At 72.0% G+C, this 21,576-nt stretch carries 24 protein-coding genes; 15 read left to right on the top strand and 9 right to left on the bottom strand.

What is annotated here, in order from left to right; genetic code table 11:
• Positions 1–18 precede the first annotated feature (18 nt).
• The gene (locus tag ACZ4Z3_RS18145) at positions 19–1,032 is read left to right on the top strand and encodes an EamA family transporter (protein ID WP_468501909.1); all 1,014 of its coding nucleotides are present in this window, start codon (positions 19–21) and stop codon (positions 1,030–1,032) included.
• Positions 1,033–1,074: 42 nt separating this feature from the next.
• Here the strand turns inward: ACZ4Z3_RS18145 and ACZ4Z3_RS18140 are convergent, their stop codons facing one another.
• On the bottom strand, positions 1,075–1,731 hold the full coding sequence (locus ACZ4Z3_RS18140) for an FMN-binding negative transcriptional regulator (protein ID WP_468501908.1): 657 nt from the start codon (positions 1,729–1,731) through the stop codon (positions 1,075–1,077).
• Entirely contained in the window at positions 1,731–2,417 is a 687-nt protein-coding gene (locus tag ACZ4Z3_RS18135; protein WP_468501907.1) for a pyridoxamine 5'-phosphate oxidase family protein, read from the bottom strand. The genes ACZ4Z3_RS18140 and ACZ4Z3_RS18135 overlap by 1 nt, the downstream gene beginning before the upstream one ends.
• 35 nt (positions 2,418–2,452) lie before the next feature.
• Here ACZ4Z3_RS18135 and ACZ4Z3_RS18130 point away from each other — a divergent pair, with 35 nt between their 5' ends.
• Entirely contained in the window at positions 2,453–3,787 is a 1,335-nt protein-coding gene (locus tag ACZ4Z3_RS18130; protein ID WP_468501906.1) for an aminotransferase class I/II-fold pyridoxal phosphate-dependent enzyme, read from the top strand.
• A 280-nt stretch (positions 3,788–4,067) separates the two neighbouring features.
• Here the strand turns inward: ACZ4Z3_RS18130 and ACZ4Z3_RS18125 are convergent, their stop codons facing one another.
• Positions 4,068–4,997, bottom strand: a complete 930-nt coding sequence (locus ACZ4Z3_RS18125) for a DMT family transporter (RefSeq protein ID WP_468501905.1) — start codon at positions 4,995–4,997, stop codon at positions 4,068–4,070.
• Between the two features lie 75 nt (positions 4,998–5,072).
• Here ACZ4Z3_RS18125 and ACZ4Z3_RS18120 point away from each other — a divergent pair, with 75 nt between their 5' ends.
• Complete coding sequence (locus tag ACZ4Z3_RS18120) at positions 5,073–5,978, top strand: LysR family transcriptional regulator (protein WP_468501904.1); 906 nt, start codon at positions 5,073–5,075, stop codon at positions 5,976–5,978.
• Between the two features lie 28 nt (positions 5,979–6,006).
• Positions 6,007–6,438 carry a hypothetical protein gene (locus tag ACZ4Z3_RS18115; RefSeq protein ID WP_468501903.1) on the top strand — a complete coding sequence of 144 codons (432 nt, stop codon included), beginning with the start codon at positions 6,007–6,009 and terminating at the stop codon, positions 6,436–6,438.
• 109 nt (positions 6,439–6,547) lie between these two features.
• Here the strand turns inward: ACZ4Z3_RS18115 and ACZ4Z3_RS18110 are convergent, their stop codons facing one another.
• Entirely contained in the window at positions 6,548–7,015 is a 468-nt protein-coding gene (locus ACZ4Z3_RS18110; protein ID WP_468501902.1) for a pyridoxamine 5'-phosphate oxidase family protein, read from the bottom strand.
• 155 nt (positions 7,016–7,170) lie between these two features.
• Between ACZ4Z3_RS18110 and ACZ4Z3_RS18105 the strand changes: the two genes are divergently transcribed.
• Complete coding sequence (locus ACZ4Z3_RS18105; RefSeq protein WP_468501901.1) at positions 7,171–7,836, top strand: cysteine hydrolase family protein; 666 nt, start codon at positions 7,171–7,173, stop codon at positions 7,834–7,836.
• A gap of 13 nt (positions 7,837–7,849) precedes the next feature.
• On the opposite strand, the gene ACZ4Z3_RS18100 is transcribed toward ACZ4Z3_RS18105, so the two are convergent.
• The 3 genes from ACZ4Z3_RS18100 to ACZ4Z3_RS18090 all read right to left on the bottom strand — a co-directional run bounded on the left by ACZ4Z3_RS18100 (position 7,850) and on the right by ACZ4Z3_RS18090 (position 10,893).
• The gene (locus ACZ4Z3_RS18100; protein WP_468501900.1) at positions 7,850–8,350 is read right to left on the bottom strand and encodes a Rieske (2Fe-2S) protein; all 501 of its coding nucleotides are present in this window, start codon (positions 8,348–8,350) and stop codon (positions 7,850–7,852) included.
• A gap of 163 nt (positions 8,351–8,513) precedes the next feature.
• Positions 8,514–9,221 (bottom strand): TetR/AcrR family transcriptional regulator C-terminal domain-containing protein, encoded by a 708-nt coding sequence (locus tag ACZ4Z3_RS18095; RefSeq protein ID WP_468501899.1) that lies wholly within the window; start codon positions 9,219–9,221, stop codon positions 8,514–8,516.
• Positions 9,222–9,273: 52 nt separating this feature from the next.
• On the bottom strand, positions 9,274–10,893 hold the full coding sequence (locus ACZ4Z3_RS18090; RefSeq protein WP_468501898.1) for a gamma-glutamyltransferase family protein: 1,620 nt from the start codon (positions 10,891–10,893) through the stop codon (positions 9,274–9,276).
• A 248-nt stretch (positions 10,894–11,141) separates the two neighbouring features.
• Between ACZ4Z3_RS18090 and ACZ4Z3_RS18085 the strand changes: the two genes are divergently transcribed.
• The 10 genes from ACZ4Z3_RS18085 (at position 11,142) to ACZ4Z3_RS18040 (ending at position 20,262) form a co-directional block, all read left to right on the top strand.
• On the top strand, positions 11,142–12,014 hold the full coding sequence (locus ACZ4Z3_RS18085) for an ABC transporter substrate-binding protein (RefSeq protein ID WP_468501897.1): 873 nt from the start codon (positions 11,142–11,144) through the stop codon (positions 12,012–12,014).
• 100 nt (positions 12,015–12,114) lie between these two features.
• Positions 12,115–12,981, top strand: coding sequence for an amino acid ABC transporter permease (locus ACZ4Z3_RS18080; protein ID WP_468501896.1), 867 nt, complete (start codon positions 12,115–12,117; stop codon positions 12,979–12,981).
• Between the two features lie 124 nt (positions 12,982–13,105).
• Positions 13,106–13,849 (top strand): amino acid ABC transporter ATP-binding protein, encoded by a 744-nt coding sequence (locus ACZ4Z3_RS18075; RefSeq protein ID WP_468501944.1) that lies wholly within the window; start codon positions 13,106–13,108, stop codon positions 13,847–13,849.
• 165 nt (positions 13,850–14,014) lie between these two features.
• Positions 14,015–14,770: a HipA family kinase gene (locus tag ACZ4Z3_RS18070; protein ID WP_468501895.1), complete on the top strand. Its 756-nt coding sequence runs from the start codon at positions 14,015–14,017 to the stop codon at positions 14,768–14,770.
• Positions 14,767–15,177, top strand: a complete 411-nt coding sequence (locus ACZ4Z3_RS18065; protein WP_468501894.1) for a DUF3037 domain-containing protein — start codon at positions 14,767–14,769, stop codon at positions 15,175–15,177. The genes ACZ4Z3_RS18070 and ACZ4Z3_RS18065 overlap by 4 nt, the downstream gene beginning before the upstream one ends.
• A 204-nt stretch (positions 15,178–15,381) precedes the next feature.
• Complete coding sequence (fabG, locus tag ACZ4Z3_RS18060) at positions 15,382–16,143, top strand: 3-oxoacyl-ACP reductase FabG (protein WP_159766128.1); 762 nt, start codon at positions 15,382–15,384, stop codon at positions 16,141–16,143.
• A gap of 12 nt (positions 16,144–16,155) precedes the next feature.
• A complete protein-coding gene (locus ACZ4Z3_RS18055) occupies positions 16,156–16,923 on the top strand; it encodes an SDR family oxidoreductase (RefSeq protein ID WP_468501893.1) in 768 nt (255 codons plus the stop codon).
• Positions 16,924–17,146: 223 nt separating this feature from the next.
• The gene (locus ACZ4Z3_RS18050) at positions 17,147–18,727 is read left to right on the top strand and encodes an ABC transporter substrate-binding protein (RefSeq protein ID WP_468501892.1); all 1,581 of its coding nucleotides are present in this window, start codon (positions 17,147–17,149) and stop codon (positions 18,725–18,727) included.
• A gap of 173 nt (positions 18,728–18,900) precedes the next feature.
• A complete protein-coding gene (locus ACZ4Z3_RS18045; protein WP_468501891.1) occupies positions 18,901–19,584 on the top strand; it encodes a uracil-DNA glycosylase in 684 nt (227 codons plus the stop codon).
• Between the two features lie 189 nt (positions 19,585–19,773).
• Positions 19,774–20,262 (top strand): hypothetical protein, encoded by a 489-nt coding sequence (locus ACZ4Z3_RS18040; protein WP_468501943.1) that lies wholly within the window; start codon positions 19,774–19,776, stop codon positions 20,260–20,262.
• Positions 20,263–20,418: 156 nt separating this feature from the next.
• On the opposite strand, the gene ACZ4Z3_RS18035 is transcribed toward ACZ4Z3_RS18040, so the two are convergent.
• Positions 20,419–20,907 carry a hypothetical protein gene (locus ACZ4Z3_RS18035; RefSeq protein ID WP_468501890.1) on the bottom strand — a complete coding sequence of 163 codons (489 nt, stop codon included), beginning with the start codon at positions 20,905–20,907 and terminating at the stop codon, positions 20,419–20,421.
• A gap of 83 nt (positions 20,908–20,990) precedes the next feature.
• On the bottom strand, positions 20,991–21,503 hold the full coding sequence (locus ACZ4Z3_RS18030; RefSeq protein ID WP_468501889.1) for a DinB family protein: 513 nt from the start codon (positions 21,501–21,503) through the stop codon (positions 20,991–20,993).
• Positions 21,504–21,576: the final 73 nt, after the last annotated feature.

Raw genomic sequence — 21,576 nt, 5'->3', positions numbered from 1 at the left:
GTTCTCGCCTGTCATGATGTGCCGGTGCATACGTCTCAGAGCAGCAAGGGGCAGGGCGGGCGCGTCGGGCTGGGACTCGCGCTCGTGTCGGCGTTCGCCTTCGGCGGGTCCGGCCCCGCTGCCAAACCACTCATAGAGGCGGGGCTCGACCCGCTGCACGTGGTGTGGCTGCGGGTCGCGGGCGCCGCGCTGGTCATGCTGCCGCTGGCCGTGCGGCACCGGGATCTGGTGCGGCGGCGGCCCGCGCTGCTCGCCGGGTTCGGGCTGCTCGCCGTGGCCGGTGTACAGGCCTTCTACTTCGCGTCCATATCCCGGATCCCCGTCGGGGTCGCCCTCCTCGTCGAGTACCTCGCTCCGGCGATGGTGCTCGGCTGGGTGCGGTTCGTGCAGCGGCGGCCGGTGACCCGGACCGCCGCCGCGGGGGTCGTCCTCGCGGTCGGGGGACTCGCCTGTGTCGTCGAGGTGTGGGCGGGGCTGAGCTTCGACGTGCTGGGCCTGCTGCTCGCGCTCGGCGCCGCCTGCTGTCAGGTCGGGTACTTCGTCCTCTCCGACCAGGGGAGCGAGGCGGGGGACGAGGCCCCGGATCCCCTCGGTGTCATCGCCTACGGTCTGCTCGTCGGCGCGGCCGTGCTCACCGTGGTGGCCCGGCCCTGGGGCATGGACTGGGCGGTGCTCGGGGGGAGCGCCCACATGGACGGCCGGCCGGTGCCGGCCTGGCTGCTGCTCGGGTGGGTCGTGCTGATCGCCACGGTTCTCGCCTACGTCACCGGGGTGGTGAGCGTACGGCGCCTGTCCCCGCAGGTGGCGGGCGTCGTCGCGTGTCTGGAGGCGGTCGTCGCGACCGTGCTCGCCTGGGTGCTGCTCGGCGAGCATCTGTCGGCACCGCAGGTCATCGGTGGGGCGGTCGTCCTGGTGGGGGCGTTCGTGGCGCAGCGGTCCGTGCCGGGGAAGGGGGCGGCCGGAGCGGCTGAGGTGGTGGCGTCCGGCGGGGAGGGCGCCGAGCGGGGCGAAGTGGCCGCCGGACGCCGCTGACGGTGGGCGCGTGGGGGCCGGCCGATCGCGGTGGTGGCGCGGTCAACTCGCCGGTGACCAGATGCCCCTGCGGTTCAGCTGGTGGTCGCGGGCTGCCGCGTCGCCCGGGCCGCCTCGGGCCGTGAGGCCGGCCACGATACGGTCCTGGACCTCCTCGGGGCGGTGGGCGGCGTACTTGAACTTGGCGCGTACGGAGGTCACTTCGAGACGCAGGCCCCGGATGCCGGGGAGAAGGCGGCCGTAGGGCGCCTCCTCGGCGGCCGCGGTGGCGGAGCCTCCCTCCGGCTGGAAGTGGACCAGTTGGCGGTTGAGGAGAGCGGCCTTCTCCGCCGGCTCGTCGATGACGTGGGCCGTGCAGCGGAGTTGGACCGCCGCGTAGAAGCTGGTCGGAGTGCCGTGTTCCGGTGGGGCGTCCGGTGGTGCCTGCCAGGGGCCGGGGATGTAGACGTAGTCGTCCACGACGCTCAGCAGGACGTCGGGCGCGGCCTCCAGCGCCGGCCACAGCGGGTTCGGGCGGGCCAGATGGGCGAGGGCGACACCGTGTTCGCCCTCGTCGGGGTCGTAGGAGAAGTGCATCGGCTGGACGTGGGGCGGGTCGCCGGGCAGGCCGTTGACGGCGAGTTGGCCGAAGTCGTGGGCGGCGAGCCAGCGCCTCCATTCGCTGTCGTCGCGTGGGGCGTCCCAGGGGTGGATCAGCATCACAGGCTCTTGAGGTACTCGGGGAGTTCGATGCCGGGCGCCAGGTCGGGCGACGGGATCGGGGCCTCGTAGCCCTTCCGCAGGGGGACGACACCGGCCCAGTGGGGGAGCGTGAGGTCTTCGGGTTCGTCGTGGACGCCGCCGGTGCGGGCCTTGGCGGAGACCTCGTTCAGGTCGAGCTTGATCACGGCGGTCGCGGCGGACTCCTTGGGGTTGGCGGGCCGGGAGTCCCGCGAGCGGCCGGGGACGGCGTGGTCCACGAGGGCGTCCAGGGCGATCCGCCGCTCCTCCGGGTCGGTGACCTGGTGGGCGAGGCCGTGCACGACCACGGAGCGGTAGTTGATCGAGTGGTGGAAGCCGGAGCGGGCCAGGACCAGGGCGTCCACGTGGGTGACTGTCAGGCACACCGGGAGGCCGGGGTCGGCCTTGCCCGTCATCCGCAGTGGACGCGACCCGGTCGAGCCGTGCACGTACAGCGTCTCGCCGACCCGGCCGTACAGCGTGGGCAGCACCACCGGCGCGCCGTCCCGGACGAAGCCCAGGTGGCAGACGTACCCCTCGTCGAGTATCGCGTGCACCGTCTCCTTGTCGTACGAGGCCCGGTCCGAGGCCCGGGTGGGGACCGTGCGGTCGGTGGCGGCGTAGGCGGCCGGTGTCGGCGTCGTCGACTGCGGGGTCCCCGTCATTGCGCTCTCCATTGCACTAGTGCATAATCAGCTTTGTGCTAGGAGAATACACAATCGCTGGTCGGGGTGCAGCCGAGATCGCGGCCAGTGTGGAGCGCGCGGTGGGGGCCGGGGAGTTGGAGCCGGGTCAACTACTGCCTCCCATGCGGGAGTTGGCGGCACGACTGGGGGTGAACCCGAACACGGTCGCGGCCGCCTATCGCACGCTGCGCGAGCGTGGGGTCATCGAGACCGCCGGGCGGCGGGGGAGCCGTGTGCGGCCCAGGCCGGCCACCACCGGGCGCGAGTACATCCGGGTCGAGGTGCCGGAAGGGGTGCGGGACCTCGCCGACGGCAATCCGGACCCCGAACTGCTGCCGCCTCTCGCGGCCGCGTTCGCGGCGGCGGCGGAGCAGGGCGACCGCGAGCCCGTGCTGTACGGGGCGGGGCCCGTCGAGCCCGACCTGGCACGGATCGCACGGGCCGATCTGGACGCCGACGGGGTCCCGGACGGACCCGTCGCCGTCACCTTCGGTTCCCTGGACGCCATCGAGCGGGTGCTCGCCGTGCATCTCAAACCCGGGGACGCCGTGGCCGTCGAGGACCCCGGGTGGGGGAGCGTCCTCGATCTCGTCCCGGCACTGGGCCTGCGGACCGTGCCGGTCGGCGTCGACGACGAGGGCCCGCTCCCCGAGGACGTACGCCAGGCCCTGGAAGCCGGGGCGCGCGCCCTCATCGTCACCGACCGGGCGCAGAACCCGACCGGAGCGGTGGTCGGTGCCGAGCGCGCGCGTGCTCTGCGCGCCGTGCTGGGGGAGTACCCGGAGACCGTTCTCGTCGAGGACGACCATGGTTACCGGATCGTCGACCAGCCCCTCCATCCGCTGGCCGGCGTCACGCGCAGCTGGGCCTTCGTACGGTCGGTCGCCAAGGCGTACGGCCCCGATCTGCGGCTCGCCGTCCTCACCGGGGACGCCGCCACCCTCGACCGGGTGCGAGGGCGGCAGCGGCTCGGGCCCGGCTGGGTGAGCCGGTTGGTGCAGCGGGCCGTCGTGCGGCTGTGGGCCGACAGGGCGGTGGACGCGCCGGCCGTGGCGACGGCGTACGGGCGACGCCGCGACGCGCTGATCCAGGCGCTCGCCCGGCGCGGGGTCCAGGCGCGCGGCGCCAGCGGGATGAACGTGTGGATCCGCGTCCCCGACGAGACCGGCGCGGTCGCCCGCCTGCTGCACGCCGGCTGGGCCGTGGCCCCCGGCGCCCGCTTCCGGATGAGCGCCCCGCAAGGGATCAGGATCACCGTCTCCACGCTCACGGAGGAGGAGATCGAGGAGGTGGCGGACGCGGTGGCGTCCGCGGTGGGCGGCCCGGGGGCGGCGGGCGGGTACGTGTGAGGAGGGGGCGCTTGGCGGATGAGACCCCGGCCCGGGACATCGAGGGCGACGTGTGGAGCTTCGGCACGTACGCCCCCGAGCTGGGCGGCTGACCCGGGCGGGCCGGGCGGGGGCTCGTGGCGCTCCGCTCCGGCCCGGCCGCCTCCGAACCCGGCTCGGCGTCAGCCGCATCCGGCCCGGCCCGGACGACCGCGGCTGAGCCGAGGCCGGGCCGGCCTCCGCTCGAAAGGGCGGTGTGCGCGGGCCGCGGGGCTCCGGGTGCCGTCGGCTCGTGGCCGGCTCAGGTGCGTGGCCTTGCCTGGGTCAGGGACGCGCCCGCCAGGACTATCGCCGCGCCCACCGGGGTCGACCAGGTCAGGGGTTCGCCGAGGAGCGCCACGCCCGCCGCCGTGGCGATGACCGGGATGAAGTAGGTGACCATCTGGGCGGTGGTCGGGCCGACCTCGGAGACGAGGCCGTACTGGACGAGCATGGCGACTCCCGTGCCGAGGGCGCCCAGGGCGATCACGGCCAGCAGGGGCAGGACCGGGAAGCGGCTCGGCAGGGTGGTGAACAGCGGGGTGACCACGGCGAGTTGGGCGGTGGCCAGGAGGAGCTGGGCGCCGGTGAGGGAGAGCGGGGAGCGGTCGGTACCGGCCAGGGTGCGGCGAACGTAGATCCAGCCGATCGGGTAGCTGAGGGAAGCCAGCAGAGCCATCGCGGTGCCCCTCGGGTCGAGGCCGTCGAAGCCCTGCCAGGCGCCGAGGACGGTGAGCACGCCGAGGAAGCCGAGGCCCAGACCGGCGACCCGCACCCGCGTCGGCCGGTCCTCGGAGAGCGCCACCAGGGACAGGGCCATGCCCCACAGGGGGGAGGTCGCGTTGCAGATGCCGGCGAGTGTGGAGGGGATCGTCAGCTCGGCGTAGGCGAAGAGCGAGAACGGCAGGGCGTTGAGGAGGAGAGCCGCCACCGCCAGATGCCCCCATGTCCGGGCGCCGCGCGGCAGCCGCTCACGCTTCACCGCCATCGCCGCCGCCAGGACCAGCGTGCCGAAGACCAGCCGCCCGAAGGTCACCTGGAACGGCGCGTAGGCCTGTGTGCCCACCTTGATCAGCAGGAAGCTGAAGCCCCAGATCAGGGAGAGAAAGCCGAAACGCAGGCGCCAGTCGACGGTGGCGCGGCGCTGTGCGGAGGCAGGGGAGGTGGCTCGGGAGGGCGTCGCCGTGGTCATGCCCCACACGATGCTCCGCAACGATCTCGTAGCACAAGCGAGATTTGGTGAGCCGATTCTCGTAGCATCGCTTACATGTTGAATCTGGAGCGCCTGCGCACCCTCGACGCCCTCGCCCGGCACGGCTCGGTCAGCGGCGCGGCGGAGGGCCTGCACGTGACCACCTCGGCCGTCTCCCAGCAGATGGCGAAGCTGGAGCGGGAGGTGGGGCAGCAACTGCTCGCCAAGAACGGACGCGGAGTGCGGCTCACCGACGCGGGACGGCTCCTCGCCGACCATGCCGCCCGGATCCTCTCCCAGGTCGAGCTGGCCCAGTCCGATCTGGAGGCCCAGCGGGGGCAGGTCGTCGGCGAGCTGCGGCTCGCCGCGTTCCCGACGGCCGTGCGGGGACTGTTCCCCGCCGTCTTCCGCACGCTCAAGGCCGACCATCCGGCGCTGCGGGTGCGGTCGCGGGAGCTGGAGCCGGAACTCGCGATCAACGCGGTGGTGCGGGGCGACGTCGACCTGGCCGTCGTCCTCGACTGGTACAACAAGCCGCTGCCCGTGCCCGAAGGGCTCGCCCGCGCCTCGATCCTCGACGATCCCGTGGAGGTCGCCCTGCCCGAGGACCACCCGCTCGCCGGGCGGGGGGAGATCGACCTGGAGGAACTGGCGGACGAGGCGTGGGTGGCGTGGCCCGAGGGCGAGTTCTGCCACGAATGGCTGCTCTACACCCTGCGCGCGAACGGCATCGAGCCCCACATCGCCCACCGGGCCGGCGAGCACCACACCCAACTCGCCCTCGTGGAAGCCGGGTTGGGGGTGTGTATCGCGCCCCGGCTGGGACGGGACCCGATGCCGGCCGGGGTACGGACCGTACCCGTGCGGCACCGGGTCCACCGCACCGTCTACGCGGTGTGGCGCGCCGACGCGGACCGCAGACCGTCCATCAGGGCGGCCGTCGAGGCACTCAGGGCAGCCGGGGCGGCGAGCCGGGCGTAGGGGGCTGCACTCGGGCAGCCGGGGCGGCGTGCGGGGCGTAAGGGACTGCACTAGGGTCGACTGGTTCGAGGACCGGGGGACGGCCGCGGCGGCCTTCGCCGGAGTGCTCGGCGACGACATCGAAGGCCTGGTCGCCGAGCCGTCGGAAGGCCCGCTGCGCCGGGCCCGTCGGGTCCTCGACTGCTCGGGCCCGGTGCCCTGGCCGGGGAAGGAGGCGGTGTTCCGTGCCGCGGTACGGCTACCTGTCCTGCACGCGGCCCTCTTCGCTGGCCTCCGCGCCGGCTACCACGATCTCTACGGCGACCTCGAACCGGCGGCCGCCCTGGCCCTCCTCGACCGGCTGGAGCTCCCGGCCGACACCGAGCACCTCGCGGAACTGCGGCATGTGCTCGCCGCGGGGCACCGGAACCACCACCGCAGCCCCGGCGCGTGGGACGAGGCGGTGCGTTCCCGTGGCTGAGCGGGGCGGGCGGCCCGAGTCGGCCGCCTCGGCGGCTCTGTGGAGCGCTACGGCCCAGTCGCGCTCGGTCGCCGTCCCCGGGGCCGGTGTCTCGTCGAGTGCGCCCCGGTCACAGTGAACCGAGCTTGCGGAAGTCCCAGGACGTGATCGCGTCCGGGGTCAGGCGCAGCCAGGCGTGTCTGCCGTCGTGCGGCATCTCGTCGATGCCGAAGTTCTTGCGGGCGAACAGGCGCTCCGCCTCGACCAGTTCGGCGAGCGACTCGCCCGTCCGCGGAACCTCGCCGACCACCTCGACGGTGCCGGACAGCTCGACACCCCGCAGCTCGCCGTAGTCCTCGCCCGCGTCGACCACGACGGCGACGCGCGGATCGCGGCGCAGCTCCGACCAGCGTTTGCTGCGGGTGATCGAGTACAGCCAGAGCGAGGTGCCGTCCCAGACGAACCAGAGCGGGCTGACGTGCGGCGCGCCCTCGGCCGAGACCGTCGCGACCCGGCAGGTCCGCTGGGCGCCCAGGAACGCGTCCAGCTCGCCCGGCTCCATCATGATCTTCCGGCCCCGGCGCTGAGTGGCGGCCATGGATTCCTCTTCTCTGACGTGGCGTCAGATGAGCATGGGTCGTCTTCCGTCCATGCGCAAGAGGCGTTACGCTCGCCCGCCCCGGTCACCGGCACCCGTTGCCGCCGGTCGCCGATGCCCCGCTCTCGACCTCGCTCGAAACCCAGGGGGACACCATGCCGTCGTACGCGCACGAGTCGAAGAGGCGGCGGGAGCTGGGCGAGCTCCTCGATCCCGCCACCACCGCGCTGCTCACCGTGGAGTGCCAGCAGGGGGTCGTGGGGCCGGACAGCGCCCTCCCCGAACTCGCCGAGACGGCCCGCTCCTCGGGGGCGCTCGCGAACGTGGCACGGCTGGTCGCCGCCGCCCACGCGAGCGGGGTCCAGGTCCTGCACGCGGTCGCCGAGCGGCGGCCCGACGGGCGGGGCGCCAACGACAACGCCCGTCTCTTCCGGGCCGCTGCGCGGCTTCCCGTACGGCAACTGACGGGGACCGCGGCCGTACGTGTCGCACCGCCCATCGAGGTCGCCCGGGAGGACCTGGTCGTCCGGCGGCTGCACGGACTGTCCCCGCTGGCCGGCACCGACGTCGACGCGCTGCTGCGCAACCTCGGCTGCCGCACGCTGATCGTCGCCGGCGTCTCGGCCAACGTGGCCGTCCCCAACGCCGTCTTCGACGCGGTGAACCTCGGCTACCGCGTCGTCGTGCCCGGGGACGCCATCGCGGGGGTGCCCGCCGACTACACCCCCGCGATGATCCGCCACACCCTCGCGTTGGTCGCCACGGTCGCGACCACGGCCGAGGTCCTGGCCTGTGTCGAGCGGGCCGGGCGGCAGGCCTGAGCGTCCAGGGACGTCAGGCCAGGGTGATCGACGTCCCACTCACCTTGATCTCCTTGGCGGGCAGGGCCTCCGTCGCGGGGCCGCTCTTCACGCTGCCGTCGGTGATCGAGAAGTTGCTCTGGTGGCAAGGACAGTTGATCACCCCGTCGGCGACCGTCTTCACGGCGCAGCCACGGTGGGTGCAGGTGGAGGAGAACGCCTTGAACTCGCCCGCCTTCGGCTGCGTGACCACCACGTTCTTGTCCTCGAAGATCTTGCCGCCGCCCTCCGGGATGTCGCTGGTCTTGGCCAGCTCGGTGCCGCCCGAGCCCGCGTCGCCGCCGCCCGTGCCGCCGCCGCTCGTGCTGCCGCCGCTCGCGGAACCGCTCGCGTCGCCGCCGGTGCCCGACGAGCCGGACGAGTCGTCGCCGGACCCGCACGCGGTCAGCGCGACGGCGAGTCCCGCCGCACCGGCCGCCGCCAGCATCGTGCGACGGGCCGGTTCAGAAGCGGGTGTGATCGTTTCGCTGCTCATGCGGACGAATCCCTCCGAGATCGCTTTGCACTTTCGCCCATGGATACGGCGACGGCGCGGTTGAACGTTCAGACAGGGGTACATCTTGGTCCGCCCGGCATCACGATCGCGTCAAGTGAAGCTGTCTCGAACCTGTCGATCCGGAGGTCGACTCCGGCTGTGGCTACGACCGAGCCCTCGCCCTCGCCCGGATCGTGTCGATGACCGCCCGGACCGCGGTGACGAAGTTCTGCGGGTCGTCCAGCGACTTGAACCGCGGGGCCAGCCGGGCGATGTTGGGGAACTTCTCGGGCGGCAGGGTCAGATAGTCCGTCTTCCACGCCCGGAGGTCCGCCTCCCGGAGATCCGGGGACAGCGACGCGAGACTCGCGTCCATCGCGCTGTAGGACAGCACCAGATCGGCGAAGACCCGGTAGTAGCGGGCCGCGTCGTCGTCGTCGAGGCCGGCGCGGCGCATGCAGTCCAGTTTGCGTTCCACGGTCCGGAACTCGTTCTCCCGGCGGGCGGTCCGCGCCGCCGCGAGGGCACCCACCCGAGGGTGCCGGAGGAACGCCTGGTGGGTGTGGACCGCGATCTGCATCAGGTCGTGGGCCCAGTCGTCCGTCGGCGGCGGTGTGTGCGCCAGCGCCTCTTCGTGCAGGGCGTCGATGAGGGCGAGCAGCAGCTCGTCCTTGTTGCGGAAGTGCCGGTAGATCGCGGTCGGATGAGCGGCCAGCTCGCGGCCGAGCGCCGAGAACGTCAGCTTGTCCATTCCGGACGAGTCGGCGACCCGGAACGCGGCTCGGACGATCATCTCCTGGCTCAGCGTTCCGCGGGGCAACCGGCTTCGGCGGGCGCCCTTGGCCGTACCGCCGGCGTTACTCGAGGTCATATGTCCTTCCTCATCTCGGCTGTCTCCCATAGTGGTCCACCGGTGGCGGGGCTCAGCCCGCCACGGCCGACCCGTCCGCACGAGGATCGGTGGCCGCGACCAGGCGCGGACCGTCGGCGCCGCCCGCCCGGCGGACCAACTGGCCGTGCCCCACACCGTCGTCGTGCGCGTCGATCAGCTCGACGTCGAAACCCCCGTCCTCGATCGCACGGACGCCCGCCGTGGGCACGTCCCGCTCGGCCTTGACGGTACCGGCGCCCTCCGTCACCCCGGCCTCCATGGCCCCGAGGACCCAGCGCGGCGACGACACGGCACGCTCCGCCGAGGCGCCGGCGGCCAGGCGCAGGGCCAGATGGGTGTGCACCTGCGGCTGCGCGCGTCCTCCCATCACCCCGTGCGCTCCGACCAGCGCACCGCCCTCACGGACCAGGACGGGCATCAGCGTGTGCAGGGGACGCTTTCCGCCGGCGAGACGGTTCGGCGACGCCGGGTCGAGCGAGAACGACGCGCCCCGGTTGTGCAGGACCACACCGGTACCGGGATCGAGCACCCCGGAGCCGAAGCAGTGGAACACGCTCTGGATCAGGGACACCCAGGTACCGTCCCGGTCCGTCACGACGACGGCGACCGTGTCGCCGGACGCCTTGCGCTGACCGAGCAGTTCGACCGGGGTGCCCGCCATCGCCCGCTCGGCGATGCGCCGCACGTACGGCTCGGACAGCAACTCCTCGGCGGGGGCGGCCTCTCCCCACTCCGGGTCGCAGCAGAAGCGGTCTCGGTCTGCGGCGGTCTGGGCGAGCACGGAGGCCACCACGCCCGCGTCGCGGCCCAGCGGATCGAGGGTTCCCCGGACCGAGCGGACCACGTCGAGCGCGCGCAGGCCCTGGAGGAAGTACAGGCCCTGCGAGTTGTCGCCGCCGGAGAGATGGTCGACGCCGTCGTACGCCGCGCTGTGCGTTCCCGACAGCCGCACCGTGTGCTCGGCGAGGTCCTCGACCGTCATGGCCGAGCCCCGCTCGGCGAGCAGTCTCACCAGGCTCAGGCCCACGTCTCCGCCGTACAGCGCGGACGGGCCCTGCGCGGCGATCGACGCGAGCGTCCGGGCGAGGGCCGGCTGCCGCAGGGTCCCACCGGCCGCGAGGACGTCGCCGTCGGCGAAGAACACACCGCGCATGCCGGGGTCGCGGGCCAGGGTCCGCTCCTCCCTGCGCAGGTCCAGAGCGAGTCCGGGGGCGACGGGGACTCCCTCGCGGGCGGCCGTCTCGGCGGGCGCGAGGGCCGCCGAGAGCGGACGGGTTCCCCAGGTGTCGGCGAGCGCGGCCCAGCCGGCCACCGCGCCGGGGACCGTCACCGGGAGCGCGCCGAGGACGGGCATGCTCTCGTACCGTGCCGCGATCTCCCCGGCGTCGACGGCCCGCGGTGCCCGGCCGGCGGCGTTGACGAAGCGAACCTCGCCGTCGGCGGTGCCCACCAGGGCGAGCAGATCGCCGCCGACGGAGCACTGGTTGGGGTAGACGACGGTCAGCACGGCGGCGGCCGCGAGAGCGGCGTCCACCGCGTTGCCGCCGCCACGCAGGACGTCGGCCGCGACGCCGCTCGCCGCGGAGTGCGGTGTCGCGACGGCCCACTCGTCGCCCGTGGCGGAGAGTCGGCGAGCAGTGAATTCGGACATGGTTCCCTTCCCCAACACCGGTGCGGATCCGCTGAGGTGCGCCCGTCCGCCGGTGCGGCAGAGCCGTGAACCCGGATGCGGCGGCTGGGCTCACTCCTCGGGCGATCGTCGTTAACCGCCCTGTTACGGGGGTTTCCTTGACAGCCTCGGAGCGCCCGCCCTAGCTTCCCCTCATAGTCAACGGCATCGACTATGGCACTGACTACCTGTCGGGGCAACCACGGAAAACTCCCTGAAGGGGGCCGGCAATGGCAAGATCATCGCGTCGTGCCTGTCGTACGACACTCCCCGCCGCCTGTGCCGCGTTCGCGGCCGCGGCCGTGCTCGCCGGATGCGGTGGCTCCACGGAGAACGCGGCCTCGCCCGCGGTCTCGCCCGTGGTCGACCTGCCGGCCGGGACGCTCGTGAAGGACGGACAGATCACCTACTGCTCGGACATCAGCGCACCGCCCCTGACGTACTACGACGCCGCGCAGAAGCCGGTGGGCGCCGAGATCGAACTCGGCGACGCGCTCGCCGCGCGACTCGGCGTCAAGGCGACCTGGGCCAACACCGCCTTCAACGGCATCATCCCCGCGCTGCAGGCCAAGCAGTGCGACGCGATCATCACCCAGCTCTACATCAAGCCCGAGCGGGAGAAGGTCGTGAACTTCGTCCCGTACATGTACGCCTCGAACACGTTCGTCGTGTCCGCGAAGGACGACAAGGGCGTCAAGAGCGCGGGCGACCTGTGCGGCAAGAAGGCCGCGGCACAGACCGGCACGACCGTCGCCGACTACCTCTCCGCCCAGTCGAAGAAGTGTGTCGCGGACGGCGAGAAGAAGGTCGACATCCGGCTGTTCAACAAGGACACCGACGCTCTCCAGCAGTTGCGCCTCGGTCTGGTCGACTCCTACGGGACGACCCTCGAGACCGCCGCGTACGTGATGAAGCAGCAGCCGGACACCTTCCGACTCGTCGGCAAGCCCTTCAACCGCATCAAGGTGGGCGCCGCGACCCGAAAGGACGACACCGCCCTGCACGACGCGCTGACGAAGGCGTTCGCGGAGATCCGGAAGAACGGCGAGTACACCGCCATCCTCAAGAAGTGGAATCTGACCGGCGACGACATCGCCGGATAGCGCCCGGCCCGTTCGACCGGTGGGGCCGCCCGGCCGCCGTCCACCGGGGCCGCCAGGGGGCCGGCCGTCCGCATCCGCACATACGCAGGGAGAGGATGACGTGGCTGACACGTCCTTGCTCGCCGACTCGGCGCAGGTCGCCGGCTTCGACTGGTCGTTCTTCTGGCACTACCTCATATCCCCTTCGGGCACCTTCCTGGAGGGCCTGTGGCGGACCGTGTACATCTCGGTCGTCGCCCAGGCGCTCGGCGTGCTCCTCGGCCTCGTCGTCGCGCTGGCCCAGCGCAGCCGCTTCGCCGCACTGCGCTGGGCCGGCGGCGTCTATGTCTGGCTCATCCGGGGCACGCCCCTGCTCGTCCAGCTGGTCCTCGTCTACAACGGCCTCGCGGCGGCGGGCGTCTACCGCTTCACCGACGTCCAGGTGGGGGGCCTCGTCCTCCTGGGCGTCGTACAGGCGGCCGTCCTGACCCTCGCCGTGAACGAGGCGGCCTACATGGCCGAGATCATCCGTGCCGCGCTCGACGCCATCGACCGAGGGCAGACGGAGGCGGCGCAGGCGCTCGGCATGACGCCCTCGCTGACCATGCGCGTGGTGCTGCTGCCCCAGGCGCTGCGGATCATCGTTCCGCCGCTGGGCAACGAGTTCAATCTGATGATGAAGTCGACGTCGCTGCTGTCGGTCATCGGACTCCAGGAGATGTTCCTGACGGCCCAGTCGATCAACTCGGCGACCTTCAAGACGTTCGAGATCTTCCTCGTCGCCGCCTGCTACTACCTCGCCCTGACGACGGTGTGGTCGTTCGTCCAGCGGTTCGTCGAACGCAAACTGGCGGACCCGGGGACCACGCCGCCGCCCGGCCCCTCCCTCAGGGAGCGGCTCGTCGGCGGCAGGGGCGGCGGTCCCGCGCCCCGCGGTACCGCGGTCGTCGGCAAGGAACCCACGCTCGCAGGCAGGGAGGTGTCCTGACGTGGAACCGATCGGGAGGACAACGACGGTGAACGACCCGCACGGTCCGCACGACCACCCCACCCCCGGGCACACGGGCCCGACCGGCCCCGCGGATCCGACGGCGGTGCTGTCGGCACGCGGGATGGTCAAGGCCTTCGGCGGTGTACGTGTGCTCAACGGTGTCTCGATGGACGTCCGGGCCCGCGAGGTGGTGGTCGTCGTCGGGCCGTCCGGGTCGGGCAAGACGACGTTCCTGCGATGCCTCAACCACCTGGAGAACATCGACGAGGGGGAGATCCTCGTCCACGGCCGCCGGGTCGGCTACAAGGACGGCCTTGACCGGCTGGTCGAGGAGCGGCCGAGGGCGATCGCCGCCCGCAGACGCAACATCGGCTTCGTCTTCCAGCGCTTCAACCTCTTCCCCCACCTCTCCGCCCTGGACAACGTGGCCGTCGCCCCGATGAAGGTCCTCGGCGTGCCGAAGGCCGAGGCGAGGGAACAGGCGCACGCCCTGCTCGCCAGGGTCGGCCTCGCGCACAAGGCGTCCTCGCGCCCGTCCGTGCTCTCCGGAGGCCAGCAGCAGCGCGTCGCCATCGCGCGCGCCCTCGCCATGAAGCCGGAGCTGATGCTGTTCGACGAACCCACCAGCGCCCTCGACCCGGAGATGGTCGGCGAGGTCGTCGCCGTGATGAAGGAACTGGTCGAGGACGGCCTGACCATGATCGTCGTCACCCATGAGATGGGCTTCGCGCGGTCGGCCGCGGACAGGCTCGTCATGTTCGACCAAGGGGTGATCCTGGAGGAGGGCACCCCCGGGAAGCTCATGACGGACCCCGACCACCAGCGCACCCGCGCCTTCCTGCGGCGCATCGACGGCCACGGCTGAGCGGCGCCGGGGCCTTCCCGCCCGTGCCCGGTGACGCCCTGTCACCCCGCCCCGGTGATCACCCTCGGTTACTATGCTCACTTCATGCCGCAGGCCGGACTCGCTGGTGAACACCCCGAGGTCGACCGCGGGTTGCGAGGAAGACGAAGTGGGTGGCCTGAGGACATGCTGAGAGAGGTCGTCGCGACGCGTTACATCACGCCCCTCCGTGAGGGCGGCTCGCTGCCCGGACTCGTCGAGGCCGACGACCGCGGTACGTACGTCCTGAAGTTCACCGGCGCCGGACAGGGCCGCAAGACCCTCGTCGCGGAGGTCGTCTGCGGCGAACTGGCCCGGCGGCTCGGCCTGCGCGTCCCCGGCCTCGTGACCGTCGACCTCGACCCCGTCCTCGGGCTCGGCGAGCCGGACGAGCAGGTGCAGGACCTGCTGAAGTCCAGCGGCGGCACCAACCTCGGCATGGACTTCCTGGCCCGGGCGATCGGCTTCGACCCGCTCGCGTTCGAGGTGAGCCCCGAGGAAGCCGGACGCATCGTCTGGTTCGACGCGCTGATCAACAACGTCGACCGGTCCTGGCGCAACCCGAACCTGCTGATGTGGCACGGGGAGCCGTGGCTCATCGACCACGGCGCCACCATGATCTGGCACCATCACTGGCCCGGCGCCCGCACATCCGCCGCCAAGCCGTACGACGCCTCCGACCACGCCCTCGCCCGCTTCGGCCCCGATGTCGCGACGGCCGCCGCCGCGCTCGCCCCCCTGATCACCCAGGAACTCCTCGCCGAGGTGACCGCGGAGATCCCGGACGTGTGGCTGGCGGACGAGCCCGGCTTCGACACCCCGGACGCCCTGCGGCGGGCCTACGCGGAACCGCTCCTCGCCCGGGCCGCCGGCATCCACGAACGCATCGAGGGGATCAAGTGAGCGACCGCTTCCTCGCCACCGGGGCGACCGGGCAGGACGTCTACGAGTACGCGCTGCTGCGTGTCGTGCCGCGGATCGAGCGCGGCGAGTGCTTCAACGCCGGTGTCCTCGTCTACAGCCGCTCCCGGGCCGTCGTCGCCGCGCGCACTCATCTCGACGAGACCAAGCTGCTCGCCCTGGACCCCGAGGCGGACGTGGCGGGCGTACGGGCCGCTCTGCGGGCCGTGGAGGGCGTCTGCGCCGGCGGGGAGGCCGCGGGCCAGGCCGCCGCAGACGACGCGGGACGGCGGTTTCGGTGGCTCGTCGCGCCGCGTTCCACGGTCGTGCAGGCCGGACCTGTGCACACGGGGCTCACCTCCGACCCGGTGGCCGAGGCCGCACGACTGCTCGACCTGCTGGTCAGGTGAGACCCTCGCGGCCGGGGCGGACGACACCCCGGTGGCCGGGCGGCGACATGCCGCCGATCGGCCGGGCGTAAGGGATCACACCTGGTGGGGCGTTGACACCGGGTGCCAGGACTTCTAGCGTCACGTGTGCCGAAGGTACTAAGCGGTCGCTCACCGGATGGGCGAGCCGCAGGAGCCGCATCCCAAGGGCGAGGAGAACCAGCAATGTCCACCACTGAGCAGCGTGTCGCCGTGGTCACGGGTGGCGCGCGCGGCATCGGCGCCGCGACCGCCGTACGACTGGCCGCCGAGGGGCGGGCCGTCGCGGTGATCGACCTCGACGAGGCCGCGTGCAAGGACACCGTCGAGAAGATCACCGCCGCCGGCGGCAAGGCGCTCGCGGTCGGCTGCGACGTCTCCGACGAGGCCCAGGTCGAGGCCGCCGTCACCCGCATCGCCGAGGAGCTGGGCGCCCCGACGATCCTGGTGAACAACGCGGGCGTGCTCCGCGACAACCTGCTGTTCAAGATGAGCGCCTCCGACTGGGACACGGTCATGAACGTGCACCTGCGCGGCGCCTTCCTGATGGCGAAGGCCGTCCAGAAGTACATGGTCGAAGCGAAGTTCGGACGGATCGTCAACCTGTCCTCGTCCTCCGCGCTCGGCAACCGCGGCCAGGTCAACTACTCCGCCGCCAAGGCCGGTCTCCAGGGCTTCACCAAGACCCTCGCCATCGAGCTCGGCAAGTTCGGCGTCACCGCCAACGCCGTCGCGCCCGGGTTCATCGTCACCGACATGACCGCCGCCACCGCCGCCCGCGTCGGCATGGGCTTCGAGGACTTCCAGGCCGCGGCCGCCACCCAGATCCCGGTCCAGCGCGTCGGCCGGCCCGAGGACATCGCGGGCGCCATCGCCTACTTCACGGGCGAGGACGCCGGATTCGTCTCCGGCCAGGTGCTGTACGTAGCCGGCGGACCGCTCAACTAGAGGACCGGGAACATGACTTCGGTGGAACTCCCCGAGCTTTCGGGCAAGGTCGCCCTCATCACCGGCGCCAGCCGCGGCATCGGCTACGGCATCGCCGAGGCCCTCGTCGCGCGCGGCGACCGGGTGTGCATCACGGGCCGCAACGAGGACGCCCTCAAGGAGGCCGTCGACCAGCTCGGCGCCGACCGCGTCATCGGCGTCGCGGGCAAGGCCCACGACGAGGCCCACCAGGCCCAGGCCGTCGAGCGCACGATGGAGGCGTTCGGGCGCGTCGACTTCCTGGTCAACAACGCCGGTACGAACCCTGTGTTCGGGCCGATCGCCGACCTCGACCTGAACGTGGCGCGCAAGGTGTTCGAGACCAATGTCGTCTCGGCGCTCGGCTTCGCCCAGCGGACCTGGCACGCCTGGCAGAAGGACAACGGCGGCGCGATCGTCAACATCGCCTCCGTCGCCGGTGTCTCCGCCTCGCCGTTCATCGGGGCCTACGGCATCAGCAAGGCCGCCATGATCAACCTCACCCTCCAGCTGGCGCACGAGTTCTCGCCGAAGGTACGGGCCAACGCGATCGCGCCCGCCGTGGTGAAGACCAAGTTCGCCCAGGCCCTGTACGAGGGCCGGGAGGCGGAGGCCGCCTCCGCCTATCCGCTCGCACGGCTCGGCGTGCCCTCGGACATCGGTGGCGCCGCCGCGTTCCTCACCTCCGAGCAGTCCGACTGGATCACCGGCCAGACGCTCGTGGTCGACGGCGGCATCTTCCTCAACGCCGGGGTCGGCTGACCGGCGGCCGGGCCCCGTCCGCGGGCGGGCGCCGAGGGTGTTTCCGAAGGCTTCCGCCGAGCCTTCGCCGAATGTCCCCGGCGCCCGCCGCGAGCCTTCACCGGGGCTCGACGAAGCCGTCACCAGGAGCTGATCAAGGGTTCTGCCAGCCGGACGATGGCGGCCGGCAGAGCCTGCGGTATCGTTCGGCCACTCTTGGTACGGCATTTCGAGGAGCATGCACGTGTTCAACCGGAACCGATACTTGCCGCCCCTCGCGGCGATCGCGTCCATATCCATGGTGGCCGGGTGTGGTGTGTTCTCCTCGGATGCCTCGGAGGAGCAGGGCCCGATCATCGTGGGCACCACCAGCGCGCCGAGCACGCTGGACCCCGCGGCCGCCTGGGACAGCTCCTGGGAGCTGATGCGCAACGTCTTCCAGCCCCTGCTGAACTACAGCCCCGGCGGATCCGACCCCGAGCCGGACGCCGCCGAGAGCTGCGAGTTCACCGACAGCGGCAGCACGACCTACGCCTGCACGCTCCGCGAGGGCCTGAAGTTCTCCAACGGGAACACGCTGGACGCCAAGGCCGTCAAGTACTCGTTCGACCGGATCAAGAAGATCAACGTCAACGGCGGCCCCGCCGGTCTGCTGACCACGCTGTCCCGGGTGCAGGTCAAGGGTGACCGCGAGGTGATCTTCCACCTCAACCAGCCCGACGCGACCTTCCCCCTCGTGCTCACCACGCCCGCCATGTCCATCGTGGACCCGGCGGAGTACCCCGCGGACAAGCTCCGTGAGGACGGCGGGGTCACCGGCTCCGGGCCGTACAACCTGGAGTCCTACGAGGAGGGCAAGACCGCCGAGCTGGTCGGCAACGACAGCTACAAGGGTATCGCCGACCGCAAGAACTCCGCGGTCACGATCCGGTACTTCCAGCAGTCGGACCGGCTGGTCAAGGCCCTCAAGGACAAAGAGATCAGCGTGGTCTACCGCGGTCTCGCGGCCAAGGACGTGGTGGACATCGAGGCCCACCGCGACGAGGAGAACCTCCAGATCGTCGAGAACGCCACGACCGAGATCAGCTACCTGGTGTTCAACCCGAAGTACGAGTGGGCCAAGAACCCCGCCGTCCGCAAGGCGGTCGCCCAGGTCCTCGACCGGCCGGCGCTCGCGCACAACGTCTACAAGGACACCGTCGAGCCGCTGTACTCCATGATCCCGAGGGGCCTGGTCGGCCACACCACGGGCTTCTTCGACGACTACGGCACCCCCAGCCCCGCCAAGGCCCGGAAGCTCCTGCGGGACGCGGGCATCACCGAGCCCGTCCCGCTGACCCTGTGGTACACCAGCGACCGCTACGGCTCCCAGACCAAGCCCGCCTTCGAGGAGCTGAAGCGCCAGCTGGACGATTCCGGCCTGTTCACGGTCACGCTGAAGAGCCGCCCCTGGAAGACCTATTTCCAGGGCTACCAGAAGGGCGAGTACCCGGTCTTCGGCCGTGGCTGGAACCCCGACTTCAACGACGCCGACAACTTCATCGCCCCCTTCGTCGGCAAGCAGAACGCCCTCGGCACCCCGTACGAGTCGCCGGAGATCACCGACGAGCTGCTGCCGGAGTCCCGCGCGGAGAGCGACCGCGGTGCCGTCGGCGAGGAGTTCGAGGAGGCTCAGCAGATCCTCCTGGACGACGCCCGGCTGATCCCCCTGTGGCAGGGCAAGCTGTACGTGGCCGCGGACGAGGAGATCGCCGGCCTGGACAAGCTCATCGACCCGGCGACGATGATGACGATGTGGGAACTCTCCCGGAAGACCAGCTGGTAGGACCTGGCGCGGGCCGGACCGTCCGACGGTCCCGCCGGTATCTCCGGTGGCCGGCCCCGATTGTCAGTGGGCGCCTGTAGGTTCTGTGCTCTGACGGCGGCCGCGCCTGGCGCGGCCGTCCATGGCCGCGCGCATCGCGGTCGTGAAGCGAGCGCACACCGGAGGAAGTTGACGTGACCGACATCGCCATGCTGCCCGAGTCCTGGCGCGGGGTCCTGGGGGACGAGCTGCAGCAGCCCTACTTCAAGGAACTCACCGAGTTCGTCGAGGAGGAGCGAGCCAAGGGTCCCGTCTACCCCCCGCGCGAGGAGGTCTTCGCCGCCCTCGACGCCACGCCGTACGAGCGGGTCAAGGTGCTCGTCCTCGGCCAGGACCCCTACCACGGCGAGGGCCAGGGCCACGGGCTGTGCTTCTCCGTGCGGCCCGGTGTGAAGACCCCGCCCTCCCTGCGGAACATCTACAAGGAGATGCAGGCCGAGCTGGGCACCCCCATCCCGGACAACGGCTATCTGATGCCGTGGGCCGAGCAGGGCGTCCTCCTGCTGAACGCGGTGCTCACGGTCCGCGCCGGTGAGGCCAACTCCCACAAGGGCAAGGGCTGGGAGAGGTTCACCGACGCCGTGATCCGCGCCGTCGCCGACCGGCCGGACCCGGCCGTCTTCGTGCTGTGGGGCAACTACGCGCAGAAGAAGCTCCCGCTGATCGACGAGGAGCGCCACATCGTGGTGAAGGGCGCGCACCCCTCGCCGCTGTCGGCCAAGAAGTTCTTCGGCTCCCGCCCGTTCACCCAGATCAACGACGCGATCGCCCGGCAGGGCCACGAGCCGATCGACTGGACCATCCCGAACCTCGGCTGACCCCCGCCGGTGGTCCGGCGGTCACCCGCCCGCCCTCCGTACGGCCGCCGGGGCGACCCCGCGGCCGTACGGAGCCGCCTGACCGGGATTGTCAGTGCCTGCCGCTAGCGTCGGCGGGGACAGGCGGAGCCGGGTGCGACGAGTGTGGAGGACGCGGTGGAGCGACAGGAGCAGGCGGCGCCGGACGCCATGATGACCCGCATCGGGCAGACGGTCATGCTGCACCACGGCGGGGACCGCGAGGAGGCCCGGGACCGCTTCCTGAAGCTGTGGGAGGAGATCGGCGAGGACGGCGATCCGTTCCACCGCTGCACACTGGCGCACTACATGGCGGACACCCAGGACGACCCGGTCGACGAGCTGGCGTGGGACCTCAGGGCCCTGTCGGCGGCGGACGAGCTGACCGACGAGCGGGTGGCGCGACACCACGAGGGACTCGCGGTGCGCGGCTTCTACCCCTCGCTGCACCTCAACCTCGCCGCCGACTACGCGAAGCTCGGCCGCCCCGAGGCCGCCCGCAGCCATCTGGCCCTGGCCCGGGGCGCCCTGGGCGCACTGGCGGACGACGGCTACGGCGACGGCATCAGGGCCGCCCTCGCCCGGCTGGAGTCCCGCCTCGACGAGGAGAGCCCGGCCACCGGGGGAGAGACACCGGGGCCGCCCAGACAGCGGCCGTAGGGTCTGCGGCTCGGCATCGCGTCCGGGGTTCCGCCGTCCGGCCGCCGGGAGGGGTGCCGGCCCGCTCACGCCGACCTGGATACGCCGGCCTGGACACGCCTGGCCGGACGAGGTCAGGGCCGCCCGGCGCCGCGCGTGGCCGTCCCCGACGGTCTCTCAACGGCCGTAGACATCCTTGCAGATGACCGCCTGGGGCGTGTCCCTGCCCCAGCCGCCGTACTTGTGGCCGAGGGCGCACACGTCGCCGTTCCCCGGGGGATGCGCCGGGATGGTCCCCGGGATCGGGGGGATCTCGACACGGGGCTGGGACCTCGGAGGCGGGGCGGGCCGCGGGGCGGTCCGTTCCCGGCGGGCAGCCGGTGCCGTGGGCCTGGCAGCGGCGGCGGGGGCCGACGTGGCGGCGAGTCTCGGCGCCGGTGAGGCGCTCGGTGTGGGGCGACGCGGGGGGCCGATCAGTTCCAGCGCCTCCCGCGCCGGGGCCTGCACGATCTGGGTCGCGGTGGTGCCGTCGGGCCGGGGCTCCGACGACTGGGACGGAGTGGGCGGCGTCCCGGGCGGGGGCGGGCGGTGAGTGGTCACGCAGCCGGTGAGAGCCGAGACGGCCACGGTGACCAGGAGCGTCGCGGTGGTGGTCGGTCGATGCACCCGCGCAACTCTGCTGTGTCCACGCCGCTTTGGGGAGGGGAGAGGCGGAGGATGCCCCACACGGGTGACCCCCGGGCGTCGTCTCAGTGACCCGTCGCCCCGTCGATCCGTTCGCGGAGGAGGTCGGCGTGACCGTTGTGGCGGGCGTACTCCTCGATCATGTGGGTGTAGATCCACCGGAGGCTCGGCGCCTCGCCCTTGCGTCCGTGCGCCGACCTGGCGATGTCGTCCAGGGCGGCGCGCGCGGCGTTGCGGCGGGCGACCGCGATCTCGTCCCGCCAGACGCGGTACGCCTCCTCCCAGGTGTCCCGTTCGGTGAGGTGGAACTCGCCGTCCGGGTCCTCGTCGCTGAAGTAGATCGGCCCCTGGTCGTCACCGGCGAGCACCTTGCGGAACCAGATGCGCTCCACCTCCGCCATGTGCCGGACGAGCCCCATGAGGGACAGCTCGGAGGGCGGCACGGAGGCGAGTCGCAACCGGGCGTCGTCCAGGCCCTCGCACTTGAGCGCGAGGGTCTCCCGGTGATGGTCGAGCCATCCCTCCAGCATGTCCCGTTCACCGGCGGTCACGGAGGGTTCGGTGCGCTGCGATGTCATGCACGTATCCTCACCCACCCGGGCCCCGCCCGGCCACGCATATGCTGGGGCTCGGCACACCGTGGACGGGAGA

The sequence above is a fragment of the Streptomyces sp. NPDC030296 genome (assembly GCF_055572815.1).
Note: the sequence above shows the minus strand (reverse complement) of the source record. Positions and strands in the feature narration are given on the sequence as shown.